This is a genomic window from Streptomyces sp. H27-H5, assembly GCF_026627505.1.
Lineage (GTDB): Bacteria > Actinomycetota > Actinomycetes > Streptomycetales > Streptomycetaceae > Streptomyces.
In genome coordinates this window covers 1-14,103 of record NZ_JAPNLK010000146.1, presented here as the reverse complement: position 1 = coordinate 14,103, position 14,103 = coordinate 1, and the positions used below count along the sequence as shown (strand labels likewise).

Genomic DNA, 14,103 nt, shown 5'->3' with positions numbered 1-14,103 from the left:
GCCAAGATGGACGACTACATGATCAAACGGAACGAGACCGCCCGCCCCTTCAAGTGGACCTACGCCGCCAGCCCCCTCCAGGAAGCCTGAACCCCCCTCCACGAACTTTCGCGGAGCAGCACTAGGCCGCCGGTGTGCCGCCCGCGCGCGGAAGGCGCGCACGGGGGAGTCTGGAGTCATGGACAAGGAGATCACCATCCGGCTGGCCCAGCAGCCGGAGGCGGACGCCCTGCTCGGCCGAAGCCCGCTCGCCGCGCTGGTCGGAATGCTGCTCGACCAGCAGGTCCCGATGGAATGGGCGTTCTCGGGCCCCCACACGATCGCGCGCCGCCTCGACACGGACGACCTCGACGCGCACGCGATCGCCGCGTACGACCCGGAGGCCTTCGCGGCCCTGCTCAGCGAGAAGCCGGCCGTGCACCGCTACCCGGGATCCATGGCGAAGCGGATCCAGCAGCTCTGCGCATACCTGGTGGAGCACTACGAGGGGGACGCCGAGGCCGTCTGGCGGGACGCGACGACCGGCGACGAGCTGCTCGCGCGCCTCAAGGAGCTGCCCGGCTTCGGGGAACAGAAGGCCCAGATCTTCCTGGCCCTGCTCGGCAAGCGCTTCGGCGTCCGCCCCAAGGGCTGGCGGGAGGCGGCCGGCGGATACGGCCCGGCGAACATCCACCGCTCCGCGGCGGACATCACCGGACCGGAGTCACTGGCCAAGGTGCGGGCGTACAAGCAGGAGCACAAGGCCGCCGCGAAGGCGGCGAAGGCGAAGAACCCGCCGGCGGGCTGACGGACCCGCCGAGCGGCACGAAAAAACGGCTCGGCCGCTGTCAGAGCCCCCACCTATGATCATGATCATGACTGAGAACCTCACCCGCGCCGCCGCTGCCGAGACCATCACCGACGGCCCGGGCAGCGTCATCACGCTCCTCACCGACACCCCCGAACTCACCTGCAACACCGCGAGTTTCGAGGTCGGCGCGGCCGGCGCCCCGGTGCACTTCCACACCAAGGCCACCGAGTTCTTCCACGTCACCGACGGCCTGCTCGACGTCCTCGTCGGCGACGAGATCCACACCCTCGGCAAGGGCGACTTCATCAGCATCCCGGCCGGCGTGAAGCACGCCTTCGCCCCGGCCGCCGGCCGGACCGCCGAGGTGCTCGTCGGCTTCACCCCCGGCATGGCGCGCTTCGACTACTACCGGCTGCTCGGCCGGGTCCGCGCCGGCGAGGCCACCGTGCAGGACATCATCGACAGCCAGCCGGTGTACGACAACCACTACGCCGAGAGCGAGGCCTGGGCCGGTCGCCCGCGCAACGCCGACGCGTAGACCTCATCGGCGTCGAGCCGCCGCAGCTCCTCCGCGATCAGCTCGGAGAGGCCGCGGACCTTGAGCGCCACCTTGCGGTCCGGCCACCCCGGCAGGATCAGGCTGGCCAGCACCCCGGCGGGCCGGTCCACCCGTATCTCACCCGCGCCGGTCTCCAGCACGACACGGGTGATGACGGGCCCGTCCGTGACCACCCGGCGCACCGGCACCCGCAGCCGGCCCTCCAGCCAGCGGGCCAGCAGCTCGGCGCTCGCGTTGTCCGCCTCGCTCTCCACCGCCGCGCCCGTCACCGGCAGCGGCTTCTGGTCCAGGGCGGCGGCCAACAGCGAGCGCCACGGCGTCAGCCGGGTCCAGGCCAGATCCGTGTCCCCGGGGGCGTAGACCCGCGCGCGCTCGTCCAGGACGGCGACCGGGTCCAGCGCGGCCTGGGCGTCGGTGATCCTGCGCTGGGCCAGCGCGCCCAGCGGGTCCCGGGCCGGGTCGGCGGGCGCGTCGGCCGGCCACCAGGCCACCACCGGCGCGTCCGGCACCAGCAGCGGCAGGACGACCGAGCCGGCCTGGTCGGTGAGTTCCCCGTGCAGCCGGAGCAGCACGATCTCCCCCGAACCGGCGTCCGTGCCGACCCTCAGCTCGGCGTCGAGACGGCTCTGCGGGAGCTTGCGGGGCCCGCGCGTGCTCCGCTTGATCACCGCGATGATGCGGCACGGGTGCTCGCGGGAGGCCTCGGAGGCCGCGCGTACCGCGTCGTAGGCGTTCTCCTCGTCGGTGACCACGACGAGCGTCAGCACCAGCCCCATCGCGGGACTGCCGACGGCTCGCCGGGCTTCGAGCAGAGCCCGGTCGATCTTGCTGGACGTGGTGTCGGTGAGTTCGGTCCGCATGCCCCGAGTCTGTCAGCGCCCGCCAAGCGTCCCGCAACCGGTTCGCTGGAATACGCCTCGACTCGCCTCGACTCGCCGACCGGGCCCCGGCTACTTGCGCCGGCGGGCCGTGCCGAAGAGGGAGCGGGAGATCTCGCGGCCCAGTTGGGTGCCGATGGAACGGGCCAGCGAGCGGAACATGCCGCTGCCCACGACCTGTTGGGCCGGCGAGGGATCGGGCTTGGGGGCGCTGCGGGCCGCCTTCTCCGCCTGCTTGGCCTCCTTCTCCGCCGCCGCCGCCGCGGCGGCCGCCTCCGCCTCGGCCTCGGCGGCCGCCTGCTCGGCGCTGATCTTCTCGTACGCCGACTCGCGATCGATCGGCTCCGCGTAGCGGGAGTAGAGCAGCGAGGCCTTCACGGCCCCCTCCAGGGTCGCCGCGTCCACGGGCCCCATCAGCGACTGCGGGGCACGCAACCGGGTCGCCGCGACGGGAGTGGGGGCGCCGTTCTCGCTGAGCACGGTGATCACCGCCTCGCCGGTGCCCAGACCGGTGAGGAGTTCCTCCAGGTCGTAGGGGGAGTTCGGGAAGGTCTTCACCGTCGCCTTGAGCGCCTTGGCGTCGTCCGGGGTGAAGGCGCGCAAGGCATGCTGCACCCGGTTGCCGAGCTGCGCCAACACGTCGGCCGGCACGTCCTTGGGCGTCTGGGTCACGAAGAAGACGCCGATGCCCTTCGAGCGGATGAGCCGCACGGTCTGGGTGATGGACTCCAGGAAGGCCTTGGAGGCGCTGTTGAAGAGCAGGTGCGCCTCGTCGAAGAAGAAGACGAGTTTCGGCCGATCGAGATCGCCGACTTCCGGCAGGTCGGTGTACAGATCGGCGAGCAGCCACATCAGGAAGGTGGAGAACAGCTGCGGTTTGTCCTGGACCGCCGGGAGTTCCAGGACCGAGACCAGACCGCGCCCGTCGGCCGCCGTCCGGAGGAATTCCGAGGTGTCGAATTCGGGTTCTCCGAAGAACTCGGACGCACCCTGCTGTTCGAATGCGGTGAGGGCCCGGAGAATCACCCCGGCGGTGACCGTGGAAAGTCCGCCGATGCCCTTGAGCTCGGCTTTTCCCTTGTCGGACACGAGGAAGGCCACCACGGCCCGCAGGTCCTTCAGGTCGATCAGTTCCAGGCCCTTGGAATCGGCGTAGTGGAAGATCAGCCCCAATGACTGCTCCTGGGTCTGATTGAGCTGGAGCACCTTCGACAGGAGCACCGGACCGAAAGCGGTCACCGTGGCCCGCACCGGGATGCCGGTGCCGATGCCGCCCAGGGAATAGAACTCGGCGGGGCAGGCCGTGGCCGACCAGTCCTGGGCCACGTCCGCGGCGCGCTCCCGGACCTTCTCGTTGTCCGCGCCGGGCGCCGAGATGCCGGAGACGTCGCCCTTGATGTCGGCGAGGAACACCGGCACGCCGTTCGCCGACAACTGCTCGGCGATCAGCTGGAGGGTCTTCGTCTTCCCGGTGCCGGTGGCCCCCGCGACCAGCCCGTGCCGGTTCAGCATCGACAGCGGAACACGGATCTGGTGGTCCGCCAGACACCGCCCGTCCCACAGCAGGGCACCCAGGTCCAGCGCGGGTCCGGTGAAGGCGTACCCGGCGGCGATCCGGTCGGCCGGAGACGCGGGGTCGGTGCTCTCGCTCATGCTTCACTCCCGAAATAGCCCTGCCTGTCACCTTTGCACCCACGCAGCGAGGCTGCGCCCGCAGGCACCGGCCCGGTAGGCTTTCCGTGTGATCTTCAAGCGCATCGGAAGCGGCCGGCCGTACCCCGACCACGGCAGGGAAACCACCCGGCAGTGGGCGGACGTCGCCCCGCGCCCGGTCCGGCTCGACCAGCTCGTGACCACCAAGGGGCAGCTCGACCTCGAAACGCTGCTCGCCGAGGACTCCACGTTCTACGGCGACCTCTTCGCGCACGTCGTGAAGTGGCAGGGCGACCTGTACCTGGAGGACGGGCTGCACCGCGCCGTGCGCGCGGCGCTCCAGCAGCGCCAAGTGCTGCATGCACGCGTCCTTGAGATGGACTGATTGCGCCTTTCGGGTCTGCCTTACCCGATCAACAGATCATTTAGTAGGCATCGTCCCGGTACGGCACTACGCTGCGCCCATGAGCATGCTCACACCCCCCGGCATGGGCGGAAAGTACCGCGTAACGGGAGCTGCCTACCCCCGCATGAGCCGACCCCGGCGACGCCGCCGGATCGTGTTCGCCCTGCTCGGATCCGTCCTCGCACTGGCCCTGCTCGGCTACGGGGCTTTGCAGCTCATCGACGTGTTCCGAGGCAACGGCGGCAAGAAGACGGTCGCGGCGGGCAAGGACTGTCCGACCGGCTCCCCGAGCAAGGCCGGACCGGCCTCGGCCGTCTCCGCGCGCCCCGCGTCCCCGGCCGCCGCGGTCACCCTCCCCAAGCCCGCCGAGATCACGGTCAACGTCTACAACGCGACCCCGCGCGCGGGCCTCGCCAAACTGGTCGGCGACGAGCTGAAGAAACGCGGCTTCACCGTCGGCCAGGTCGGCAACGCGCCCGCCGACTTCGACAAGAAGGTCCCCGGCATCGGCATACTGCTGGGCGCCCCCACCACCGACAAGGCCGCGTACTCCGTGCTCGGCACCCAGCTGGCCGGTGTCACCCTGCAGAACGACACCCGCGAGGGCAAGGACATCGACCTGATCCTCGGCAACGCCTTCAAGGAACTGAACACGAAGGCGGACGCGGACAAGGCGCTGGCCACACTGGCCCACCCCGTACCCGCGCCCGCCAAGACGTGCTGATCCGCCGGGCCCACCCGGCGGAGTCGACGGTCGCTTATTCGGCGGAACCGTACATGCGGTCGCCCGCGTCGCCGAGGCCCGGCACGATGTAACCGTTCTCGTTGAGCCGCTCGTCCACGGCGGCCGTCACCACCGTCACCGGCGTGCCCGCAAGCTCGCGTTCCATGATCTCGACGCCCTCGGGCGCGGCCAGCAACACCACGGCGGTCACGTCGTCGGCGCCGCGCTTGATGAGCTCCCGGATCGCCGCGACCAGCGTGCCGCCGGTGGCCAGCATCGGGTCGACCACGTACACCTGACGGCCGGAGAGGTCCTCCGGCATGCGCGTCGCGTACGTGGAGGCCTCCAGGGTCTCCTCGTTGCGGACCATGCCCAGGAAGCCCACCTCGGCGGTCGGCAGCAGCCGCACCATGCCGTCCAGCATGCCGAGACCGGCGCGCAGGATCGGCACGACCAGCGGACGCGGGTGCGACAGCTTGACGCCGGTGGTCGGGCCGACCGGGGTCTCGATGTCGGCCTGCTCGGTCCGCACGTCGCGCGTGGCCTCGTACGCGAGGAGGGTCACCAGCTCGTCGGCGAGCCGACGGAAGGTGGGGGAGTCGGTGCGCTTGTCGCGCAGGGTGGTGAGCTTGTGCGCGACCAACGGGTGATCGACGACCTGCAAACGCACAACATCCTCCAAGACTCAGCTGCCGCCAGCTGCCGGGTTTCGACCTGCGACCTGCGAAAACGGCCGCGGTGTGCGACCCACACCCAAAAGGCTACGCGGTGACACGACCCCTCCGCGTCCGAAAGCCGCCCGCGGGCCCGCGACGCGCGGAGATGCGGCCCGCCCGGACGCCCAGCACCCTTGGTTGATGAGCACCTCCCTCGTCATAGCGGCCGTGGACGGATCGGAACACAGTCTCAAGGCGCTGGAGTGGGCCCGGACCACCGCGCTCCTGCACGGTGGCGGGCTCATGGTCGCGCACGTCCTGCCCGACAGCGCCCAGTTGTACGCGGGCCGGCGCTCCGCCCTGCACTCCGCGTCCGAGCCGGAGGAGTACACCGACCCGGTGAGCGAGCACGTACGGGACCTCCTCGCACGCGCCCCCGAACTGCCCGCCGAGGTCCGCTACGAGGCCCTGGAGGGGTCCGTCCCCGAGGCGCTGCGGGTCATCGGCGCCGAGGCCGACCCCCGGATGCTCGTGATGGGATCCCGGGGACGCGGCGGTTTCGCCGCCCTGCTGCTCGGCTCCAACAGCCGCGCCGTCGCCTCCACCACGACCTGCCCGGTGGTCGTGGTCCCGCACGCCGGACGCGTCGTGGAGGCCTCCGGGGAGGAGTCGGCCGGGCGGGTGGTGGTCGGGCTGCACGCGGCGGAGACCCCCGACGACGTACTGGCCTTCGCCTTCGAGGAAGCCGCCGTGCGGGGGACCGCCGTCCAGGTGGTCTCCGCGTACGCCGTCCCGCCCTCGACGATGATCGGCGTCGACAGCCCCTTCGCGGTGATCCCGCCGGAGGGCCTGGCGGACGGCGGCGACGGGGTGCCGGCCGAGCGGGAGATGCTCCGCTCCCAAACGGAACGACTGGCCCCGTTCCGGGTCCGCCACCCGCACGTGCCCGTCGAGCAGGCCGCCGTGCCCGGCGAGGCGGCGGGCCGGCTCGTCACCGCGTCCCGCTCGGCCGCGCTCGTCGTGGTCGGCCGCCACCACCCCACGCGGAACGTGGGCCCGCTCATGATCGGCTCCGTCGCGCACGCCGTGCTCCACCACGCGCACGGCCCGGTCGCGGTGGTGCCGACGCGGACGGAAGACGCCTGAGCTGCGAGAACCCTTGCGCGGGGGTGGCATCAATCGGGCGGTCCGGGGGAAGGTGGGTTCGGGGGGCGAGGACGACCGGACCAGCAGCCGGGGTGATGGCCCATGCCAGAAACAGAGCCGAGCGTGGAGAGCGGAGAGGCGGAAACGGCGGCGCAGCGCAGAGCGCGGCGCGCCCAGTTCCTGCGGGACCTGAACGAGGCCCGTGAACTGCGCGACCGCGTCCAACCGCGGCGCGCCCGCGCCGCCCGCATGCGCCAACAGATGCGGATGCGCACCTTCCGCTGGTGATCCGCCCCGACTCTCCTCGGGTTCCGCCCGGCTTGCCCGGTGAACCGCCCGGTGAATCGCTCGGCCCGCCCGGTGAACCGCCCGGCTTCCGGGGCCGTTCGGCCCCGTCGGAGTTTGAGCCGCGCGGCCCCGGGGCAACGCCCCTCGGGGGAATGGCGCCTCGGCCGGCCCGGGCCCCTTCGACCCGTCCACCCGGCGGCGGCGCCCCGGCGCGACACGGCGGAAGACCTCTCGCAAAGCCGCTGTTTCTGCCACGATGCCGATTGGGCGGGGCACGAACCGGTGAGCAGCACGACCGTTTCACCCCATCCTCCGGCCGGGGGGACCTCCAACCGGCACGCCTATGACCAGTGGGAGAGTCACGGTGTATTTCGCCGCACTGCTCGCGCGCACCGAAGATGGGTGGGAAGCGAGCGACCTGGAACTCGACGACGTCGAGTCCCTGACCGATCTGATCGATCTCGCCCGTTCCGCCGCCGTCGACGACGAGCCGGTGGTCGCCCTCATCGAGCAGGAGGACGCCTGGTTCGGCGTCATGCGCCTGGACGGCGAGGAAGACCCTCGGTACTTCGTGTCCAACGCCTCCGTAGCCGGCCGCAGCTCCTACGGCTCGATGCTGACCAAAGAGCTGCTGGGCAGCGACGAGGAGGACGACGAACTCGACGAACTCGACCTGGACGGCACCGAGGACGGCGAGGAGGAGACCGTCTCCGCCTTCGCCGACGAGGACGAGGCCACCGACTCCCCGCTCGGGACCGGCGCCGAGCCGTTGCCGGCCGGCCCGTTCGGTGATCTCGGCCTGCTCAACGACCTCGGCGTCAGCCCCAAGCAACTGACCGCCCTGGAGGGCGACGCCCTCTCGGCGATCGCCGAATCCCTCGGCGCCACCGAGGTCCTGGAGGCCGTCCGCTAGTGATCGACGAGCACGACACGCACCACCCCGGTCCCGACCCCGTACGGGACCCCTGGCGGGACTCCATGCGCCTGGCGCTCCGGGAGGCCGCCCTGGCGGTGCCGGCCGGCGACGTGCCGGTCGGCGCCGTCGTGCTGGGCCCGGCGGGCGAGGTCCTGTCCACCGGGCACAACGAACGCGAGGCCGCCGGCGACCCCACGGCGCACGCCGAGGTGCTGGCACTGCGCCGTGCGGCGGCCGCCCTCGGGGAATGGCGACTCCCGGGATGCACCCTCGTGGTCACCCTGGAGCCGTGCGTGATGTGCGCGGGCGCCCTCGTGCAGTCCCGGGTGGCCCGGGTCGTCTACGGCGCGGACGACGAGAAGGCCGGCGCCGCGGGATCGTTGTGGGACCTCGTACGGGACCGCCGACTCAACCACCGGCCGGAGGTGGTCCGCGGGGTGCTCGCGGACGAGTGCGCCCGGCAGCTGAAGGACTTCTTCCGCGACCTGTGACCGCTGTGACGAGGGTCGCCCCGACACGGATTTCGGAGCACGGCGCACTTTGGGCTAAGCTCTCTCTCGGTAGCGTGTCCGAGCGGCCGAAGGAGCACGCCTCGAAAGCGTGTGATGGTGCAAGCTATCCGTGGGTTCAAATCCCACCGCTACCGCTCTGATCGAGAGCCCCGCCCCGCAAGGGTCGGGGCTCTCGGCTTTTCCCGGGACGCTCGGCGTTTCCGGGGCTCTCGGCGTTTCCGGGGCCCTCACGGCGTGCGGGACTCTCGGCGCTTCCGGGGCCCTCCGGGGGACAGGCGCGTGACCGGCCGCCCCCTCGACCGTTGTCACGGCATGACCAAGACCCAGCGCATCCTCGCCGCCTTCGCCCTCGCGGGGGCCGCCGCGGGCCTCGCCGCTCCCGCCGCCTCCGCCGCGCCGATCGCCCCGCTCACCCTCCCGGACCTGCCGACGGCGGCCCCGGGGATGCCGCGCGGGGCGACGCCCGGATCCGTGAAGGAGATCGGCGCCAAGCTCAACGACCTGAACCAGCTCAACCGGCTGATGGACCTCCCCAACGACCTCGCACCCGTGATCGCGCCCGTACAGCCCATCACCGACCTCGCCGGCGGTATCGAATAGCCGCACCGGATTCGAACCGTCGGCTCGAACAGTCCGGCGGGCAGACCACGCGGTCCGGCGAGCGGCCCGCGAACGGTCCGCCCACGCTCCGGAGCACGGGGCCGCACACGAAGAAGGCCCCGACCGGGGGTCGGGACCTTCGACGTCGGGACGGGGGAAGCGGCATCGGGGGGACAAGCCACTCCCCCCGATGAGGACGGAACCTGCCAGTCCGTGCCGCGGTACAGGGGGAAGCCCGCGACTCGGACCCCGCAGTGAGGCCCTGTCCCTGGCTCACCGATTTCCTGCCAGAACCGGTGGGCTCGTGTTCCATCCTGCGCCTCCCCCACCCCGCCGCCGGGCGGCAAAGGACCCGGAACGCCGGGTCATTGGTCCTTAAAGGGCAGGTGAGTGTCCAAACCCGACCGGTTAGACTCACCCGACTTTGCAGGACCGGTTGGGGAGGCCGACACCGCTCGTGGACACCAAGAAGATCATCACGGGCGCGCTCGCCGTCTTCGTACTCTTCGTGATCATCACCCAGCCGATCAAAGCCGCCGATATGGTCCAAATAGGCTTCCAGGGAATCTCGGACGCCGCGCACGGTATCGGCGAGTTCATGACCGAACTGGTGACCTGAACCCGTACGCTGAAGCGGCTTCCGGACATACCGGCCCCCCACTCCGACGGGTGGGGGGTCTTTTGCGTTATCCACGCTCGAACTGAATGCCCACATATGGGCAATTTACCCTCAACACGGAGATATGCGGTGCTTGCGCATAGTGCACATCTCTTGTGATGCTATGACCGCTTTTGACGGATAGTTGACTGAAGGGGTGGCGTGACCGTGCCGGCCAGTACTGCGCCTCAGGTGCCACCCCAGCAGGACCCTCAGGAGCCTCAGCACACCCAGAGCCTTCCGGGCCCGCACGCCGCCCCCGGCGCGCGGGACACCCCCCGCTCATCCGGCCCGCACGGTGCCCACGGCCCGCAGGCCGCCACCCCGCCCCACCAGGACGCCCAGGTGCCCCCGCAACAGGAGTCGCCCCGGCAGGAGTCCCCGGCGGGGCCCTCCCGGGAACCGTCCACCCCCTCACCGACGCAGGCGTCCGCGACCGGCGAGCCGGCGCAATCCCCCGCACCGCCACCCCAGGAAGCCCCGCAGGGGCCGCCCGTCGCCCCGAGGCCGCAGAGCCGGGGCGCCGACACCCGGGCGCTCACCCAGGTCCTCTTCGGGCAGCTGAAGGCGCTCCAGCCCGGCACCCGCGAGCACGACCAGGTGCGCGGCGCCCTCATCGAGGCCAACCTGCCGCTCGTCCGGTACGCGGCGGCCCGCTTCCGCAGCCGCAACGAGCCGATGGAGGACGTGGTCCAGGTCGGCACGATCGGTCTCATCAACGCGATCGACCGCTTCGACCCCGAACGCGGGGTCCAGTTCCCGACCTTCGCCATGCCGACCGTCGTGGGCGAGATCAAGCGGTACTTCCGGGACAACGTCCGCACCGTCCACGTCCCGCGCCGTCTCCACGAGTTGTGGGTCCAGGTCAACGCCGCCACCGAGGACCTGACCACCCAGCACGGCCGCACCCCCACCACCCCCGAGATCGCCGAACGACTGCGGATCTCCGAGGACGAGGTGCTGTCCTGCATCGAGGCCGGCCGGAGCTACCACGCAACCTCGCTGGAGGCCGCGCAGGAGGGCGACGGCATGCCCGGGCTGCTCGACCGCCTCGGCTACGAGGACCCGGAACTGGCCGGCGTCGAACACCGTGACCTCGTACGCCATCTCCTCGTACAACTGCCCGAGCGCGAACAGCGGATCCTGCTCCTGCGGTACTACAACAATCTGACGCAATCGCAGATCAGCGCTGAGCTGGGCGTATCCCAGATGCACGTGTCGCGACTCCTCGCCAGGAGCTTCGCCCGCTTGCGATCCGCAAACAGGATCGAGGCGTAACCGGATCGGGTGGAGCTTCCCCGACGCGTTTCCCGACAGACCGGGCTCATTCCGCTCTGTCGCTGGAGATACATGTCGACATGGCGCTACAGCGTGTTGCCGACATGTGACATTCTGCTGGAACCGCGTTTGCCGCAGCCCCGCCTCCGGTATTCAGGTGGAGGCTGCGTTCCTCCGACGGGCGCGCAGAAGACGCGACCGTCCGCGACCTCAAGGGGGTGGCATGTCCGTAGACCAGGGCAGCTCACAGGTACTCACGCTCGTCAAGCGTGCGGTGCCGGCAGTGTCCAACCGCTCGGAAGCCATCGACACCCGCACCCTCTCCCGCTCCCTCTTCCAGCGCCTCGCAACCCTGGACGCGGACAGCCCCGAACGAGTGTACGTACGCGACACCCTGATCGAACTGAACCTGCCCCTCGTGCGCTACGCGGCGGCCCGCTTCCGCAGCCGCAACGAGCCCATGGAGGACATCGTCCAGGTCGGCACGATCGGCCTGATCAAGGCGATCGACCGGTTCGACTGCGAACGCGGGGTCGAGTTCCCCACGTTCGCGATGCCGACCGTGGTGGGCGAGATCAAGCGGTTCTTCCGGGACACCTCCTGGTCCGTGCGCGTCCCGCGCCGGCTCCAGGAGCTGCGACTGGCCCTCACCAAGGCCAGTGACGAGCTCGCCCAGAAGCTGGACCGGTCCCCGACCGTGCCGGAACTGGCCGCCGTGCTCGGCGTCTCGGAGGAGGACGTGGTCGACGGCCTCGCCGTCGGCAACGCCTACACCGCCTCCTCGCTCGACTCGCCCTCCCCCGAGGACGAGGGCGGCGAAGGCTCGCTCGCGGACCGGCTCGGCTACGAGGACACGGCACTCGAAGGCGTCGAGTACCGCGAGTCCCTCAAGCCGCTGCTGGCCAAACTCCCGCCCCGGGAACGGCAGATCATCATGCTGCGGTTCTTCGCCAACATGACCCAGTCGCAGATCGGTGAGGAGGTCGGCATCTCCCAGATGCACGTCTCCCGGCTGCTGACCCGCACGCTCGCGCAACTGCGCGTGGGCCTGATCGGCGAGTAGGGAATCAACCGGCTCCGCACGGTTCCCAATTGACGACGCGTCAGGAAAACTGACGCGATGCGAACGGGATCACGCGCGGCGTTGGCCCTCACCCTCTGCTGCTCGACCGCCGCCGCGGCCCTCACCGGCTGCGGCGGCGCGACGCGCGACGGCTACGTGGCCGTGGGCGCCGCCGCGCCCGGTCCCGAGCGGCGCGCGGGGGAGAACGTACCGCCCCGGGGACAGGTGGAGCTCCAGCGACTCGGCGCCCCGCCGGCATCGGGCACCGCCTCCGCCTCGACCGGTACACCGGCCGGCTCGCCCGCACCGCAGGCAGCGGGCGAGGGCGGGAGCGGGAGCGGATCGACGCCGCCGCCGGGCAGCGGCTCCGCATCGACACCGGGCGCGGGCGCGGGCACCGGCGCGGAGCCCGGGCGGCCGGGCACGCCCGGGGGCCCGCCTCCGGGCACGACGGGAGGCACGGGCGGCTCAAGTACGGGCGGTTCCGGCGATTCGGGGACCTCCGGCGGCACGGGCGGCTCGGGAAGTACGGGAAGTACGGGCGGTACGGGTGGCTCCGGCACGCCCAGGCCGCCGACGACCCCGCCGGGCACCACACCGCCCCCACCGGCCCCGGCCACACCGGCGCGGCTGGTCCTCGGCGCCCCGACCCGGTCGGCCGCGGCGGACCGGTGGTGCGAGAACGTCACGGTGAGCTTCACCAACACCGGCACCACGGCGGCCCGCTCCGGCACGATCACCTTCGCGACGCACATCATCGGCGCCCTCGGCGTCGACTGGGCCACCCGTACGACGACGCAGCCCCTGCCCACCCCGATCGCGGGCGGCACGACGAGGACGCGGACCTACACGGTCTGCGTCGACTCCTGGCGCGTCCCCCTGGGCATGCACGTGGACACCCGGAACGTCACCGCCACCTGGAACTGAACGACGGGGACGGGCCGGCTCCGGACCGGTTTCGCAGGGCCGGCGAGGCCCGCCTCCGCGTCCCGCCCTCACCTGGTCGCTACAGGACGAACCACAGGACCACCGCGAGGACCACGAGCAGGCCCGCGCCGAGGGCGACCCACGTGCCCGTCTTCGAACCGGCCTGACGCTCGGCCCGTCGCTGCTGTCGCGCGCCGGGCCCGGCCGGGCGGGCCGGCGCGGCCTCCTCCACGAACGCCCGGAACATCTGCGTGCTGCCCGCGGGGTCGTGGTTGCCCTCGGGGACCTGTGAGTTGTGGTTCTCAGCCATGGTTCAGGACCCTAGCGGGTTTTCCCCTTCCTTTACCGCCCCGCCCTCGAATTCATTTGCCTGTAGCAACCATCTGCTTCTATGGTTACTCAAAGCAACAAGATGGGGGCGGTTCGGTGACGACCACGACCGAGACGACCGTGAACGAGACGACGGCCGGTCCGGGGGAGACGGGCTCGGCGAGCCCGACGGCGAGCCCGACGGCGGCTCCCGCGTACGAGGAGTTGGCCCGCCAACTCACCGGCATCGGCGCGGTCAAGCGCGACCTCGCCCGCACCCTGCCCCCGCACTGCCCGCCCGGCTCGGCCGCCGTGCTCACCGTGCTCGACCGGCACGGCGAGATGCGGCTCGGCCGGCTCGCCGAACTCATGGCCATCGACATCTCGGTGACCAGCCGGCACGTGACCCACGTCGCCGAACGCGGCTGGATCGAGCGCGAGACCGACCCCGTCGACGGTCGCTGCCGGATCCTGCGGCTCACCCCGACCGGCCGTGCACTCCTGACCGACCTCGGGACCCGGTACACGCGGGCGCTGGAACGCGCCCTGGCCGACTGGTCCGCCGAGGACGTCGACGTACTCAACACCCTGCTGGCCCGACTCCGATCGAGCTTCTAGTGCTGCACCGCGAAAGTTCGTGGAGGGGTGTTGGTCAGGCTGCTTCCTTGAGTGGGGTGCCCTTGTAGGTCCAGCGGAAGGGCTTGGCGTTCTCGTTGCGGTTGATGATGTAGCTGTCGAGC

The 14,103-nt window shown here is 71.2% G+C and carries 18 protein-coding genes and 1 tRNA gene; 15 read left to right on the top strand and 4 right to left on the bottom strand.

Annotation, left to right across the window (positions count from 1 at the left end; translation table 11 throughout):
- Positions 1-178 precede the first annotated feature (178 nt).
- A complete protein-coding gene (locus tag OTB19_RS38825; RefSeq protein WP_267803501.1) occupies positions 179-787 on the top strand; it encodes an HhH-GPD-type base excision DNA repair protein in 609 nt (202 codons plus the stop codon).
- A 67-nt stretch (positions 788-854) separates the two neighbouring features.
- Complete coding sequence (locus OTB19_RS38820) at positions 855-1,328, top strand: cupin domain-containing protein (RefSeq protein WP_267803500.1); 474 nt, start codon at positions 855-857, stop codon at positions 1,326-1,328.
- Here OTB19_RS38820 and opcA read toward each other — a convergent pair.
- A complete protein-coding gene (gene opcA, locus OTB19_RS38815) occupies positions 1,277-2,209 on the bottom strand; it encodes a glucose-6-phosphate dehydrogenase assembly protein OpcA (RefSeq protein ID WP_267803499.1) in 933 nt (310 codons plus the stop codon). The two genes, OTB19_RS38820 and opcA, sit on opposite strands and share 52 nt — an antisense overlap.
- Positions 2,210-2,299: 90 nt before the next feature.
- Positions 2,300-3,880 carry a helicase HerA-like domain-containing protein gene (locus OTB19_RS38810; protein ID WP_267803498.1) on the bottom strand — a complete coding sequence of 527 codons (1,581 nt, stop codon included), beginning with the start codon at positions 3,878-3,880 and terminating at the stop codon, positions 2,300-2,302.
- Between the two features lie 88 nt (positions 3,881-3,968).
- Here OTB19_RS38810 and OTB19_RS38805 point away from each other — a divergent pair, with 88 nt between their 5' ends.
- A complete protein-coding gene (locus OTB19_RS38805; protein WP_008740979.1) occupies positions 3,969-4,265 on the top strand; it encodes a type II toxin-antitoxin system VapB family antitoxin in 297 nt (98 codons plus the stop codon).
- 79 nt (positions 4,266-4,344) lie between these two features.
- Positions 4,345-5,010: a LytR C-terminal domain-containing protein gene (locus OTB19_RS38800; protein ID WP_267803497.1), complete on the top strand. Its 666-nt coding sequence runs from the start codon at positions 4,345-4,347 to the stop codon at positions 5,008-5,010.
- A 34-nt stretch (positions 5,011-5,044) separates the two neighbouring features.
- Here OTB19_RS38800 and upp read toward each other — a convergent pair whose 3' ends face one another.
- Positions 5,045-5,680, bottom strand: a complete 636-nt coding sequence (gene upp, locus OTB19_RS38795) for a uracil phosphoribosyltransferase (protein WP_053684141.1) — start codon at positions 5,678-5,680, stop codon at positions 5,045-5,047.
- A 187-nt stretch (positions 5,681-5,867) separates the two neighbouring features.
- Here upp and OTB19_RS38790 point away from each other — a divergent pair, with 187 nt between their 5' ends.
- The 10 genes from OTB19_RS38790 (at position 5,868) to OTB19_RS38745 (ending at position 13,054) form a co-directional block, all read left to right on the top strand.
- Positions 5,868-6,812 (top strand): universal stress protein, encoded by a 945-nt coding sequence (locus OTB19_RS38790; RefSeq protein WP_267803496.1) that lies wholly within the window; start codon positions 5,868-5,870, stop codon positions 6,810-6,812.
- 102 nt (positions 6,813-6,914) lie between these two features.
- Positions 6,915-7,100, top strand: a complete 186-nt coding sequence (locus tag OTB19_RS38785; protein WP_267803495.1) for a hypothetical protein — start codon at positions 6,915-6,917, stop codon at positions 7,098-7,100.
- A gap of 364 nt (positions 7,101-7,464) precedes the next feature.
- Positions 7,465-8,013 carry a hypothetical protein gene (locus OTB19_RS38780; protein ID WP_267803494.1) on the top strand — a complete coding sequence of 183 codons (549 nt, stop codon included), beginning with the start codon at positions 7,465-7,467 and terminating at the stop codon, positions 8,011-8,013.
- A 65-nt stretch (positions 8,014-8,078) separates the two neighbouring features.
- Complete coding sequence (gene tadA / locus OTB19_RS38775) at positions 8,079-8,507, top strand: tRNA adenosine(34) deaminase TadA (RefSeq protein ID WP_053684189.1); 429 nt, start codon at positions 8,079-8,081, stop codon at positions 8,505-8,507.
- A 68-nt stretch (positions 8,508-8,575) separates the two neighbouring features.
- A tRNA-Ser gene (locus OTB19_RS38770) sits at positions 8,576-8,662 on the top strand.
- Between the two features lie 178 nt (positions 8,663-8,840).
- The gene (locus OTB19_RS38765) at positions 8,841-9,128 is read left to right on the top strand and encodes a hypothetical protein (RefSeq protein ID WP_159041626.1); all 288 of its coding nucleotides are present in this window, start codon (positions 8,841-8,843) and stop codon (positions 9,126-9,128) included.
- Positions 9,129-9,585: 457 nt separating this feature from the next.
- A complete protein-coding gene (locus OTB19_RS38760; protein ID WP_199826690.1) occupies positions 9,586-9,747 on the top strand; it encodes a hypothetical protein in 162 nt (53 codons plus the stop codon).
- A 384-nt stretch (positions 9,748-10,131) separates the two neighbouring features.
- Complete coding sequence (locus OTB19_RS38755; protein ID WP_267803503.1) at positions 10,132-11,064, top strand: RNA polymerase sigma factor SigF; 933 nt, start codon at positions 10,132-10,134, stop codon at positions 11,062-11,064.
- Between the two features lie 223 nt (positions 11,065-11,287).
- A complete protein-coding gene (locus OTB19_RS38750; RefSeq protein ID WP_053684131.1) occupies positions 11,288-12,127 on the top strand; it encodes an RNA polymerase sigma factor SigF in 840 nt (279 codons plus the stop codon).
- A 57-nt stretch (positions 12,128-12,184) separates the two neighbouring features.
- Positions 12,185-13,054, top strand: a complete 870-nt coding sequence (locus OTB19_RS38745; protein WP_267803493.1) for a hypothetical protein — start codon at positions 12,185-12,187, stop codon at positions 13,052-13,054.
- A 79-nt stretch (positions 13,055-13,133) separates the two neighbouring features.
- On the opposite strand, the gene OTB19_RS38740 is transcribed toward OTB19_RS38745, so the two are convergent.
- Entirely contained in the window at positions 13,134-13,364 is a 231-nt protein-coding gene (locus tag OTB19_RS38740; protein ID WP_267803492.1) for a hypothetical protein, read from the bottom strand.
- Positions 13,365-13,588: 224 nt separating this feature from the next.
- On the opposite strand from OTB19_RS38740, the gene OTB19_RS38735 reads away from it, so the two are divergent.
- Entirely contained in the window at positions 13,589-13,981 is a 393-nt protein-coding gene (locus tag OTB19_RS38735) for a MarR family winged helix-turn-helix transcriptional regulator (RefSeq protein ID WP_267803502.1), read from the top strand.
- Positions 13,982-14,103: the final 122 nt, after the last annotated feature.

What these genes read in the sequence shown, in the direction of transcription:
- OTB19_RS38820 (WP_267803500.1), top strand. Translation starts at nt 855, where the DNA reads ATGACTGAGAACCTCACCCGCGCCGCCGCTGCCGAGACCATCACCGAC.
- OTB19_RS38810 (WP_267803498.1), bottom strand. Translation starts at nt 3,880, where the DNA reads ATGAGCGAGAGCACCGACCCCGCGTCTCCGGCCGACCGGATCGCCGCC.
- OTB19_RS38745 (WP_267803493.1), top strand. Translation starts at nt 12,185, where the DNA reads ATGCGAACGGGATCACGCGCGGCGTTGGCCCTCACCCTCTGCTGCTCG.
- OTB19_RS38750 (WP_053684131.1), top strand. Translation starts at nt 11,288, where the DNA reads ATGTCCGTAGACCAGGGCAGCTCACAGGTACTCACGCTCGTCAAGCGT.
- opcA (WP_267803499.1), bottom strand. Translation starts at nt 2,209, where the DNA reads ATGCGGACCGAACTCACCGACACCACGTCCAGCAAGATCGACCGGGCT.
- OTB19_RS38765 (WP_159041626.1), top strand. Translation starts at nt 8,841, where the DNA reads ATGACCAAGACCCAGCGCATCCTCGCCGCCTTCGCCCTCGCGGGGGCC.
- OTB19_RS38740 (WP_267803492.1), bottom strand. Translation starts at nt 13,364, where the DNA reads ATGGCTGAGAACCACAACTCACAGGTCCCCGAGGGCAACCACGACCCC.
- OTB19_RS38825 (WP_267803501.1), top strand. Translation starts at nt 179, where the DNA reads ATGGACAAGGAGATCACCATCCGGCTGGCCCAGCAGCCGGAGGCGGAC.
- OTB19_RS38790 (WP_267803496.1), top strand. Translation starts at nt 5,868, where the DNA reads ATGAGCACCTCCCTCGTCATAGCGGCCGTGGACGGATCGGAACACAGT.
- tadA (WP_053684189.1), top strand. Translation starts at nt 8,079, where the DNA reads ATGCGCCTGGCGCTCCGGGAGGCCGCCCTGGCGGTGCCGGCCGGCGAC.
- OTB19_RS38785 (WP_267803495.1), top strand. Translation starts at nt 6,915, where the DNA reads ATGCCAGAAACAGAGCCGAGCGTGGAGAGCGGAGAGGCGGAAACGGCG.
- OTB19_RS38800 (WP_267803497.1), top strand. Translation starts at nt 4,345, where the DNA reads ATGAGCATGCTCACACCCCCCGGCATGGGCGGAAAGTACCGCGTAACG.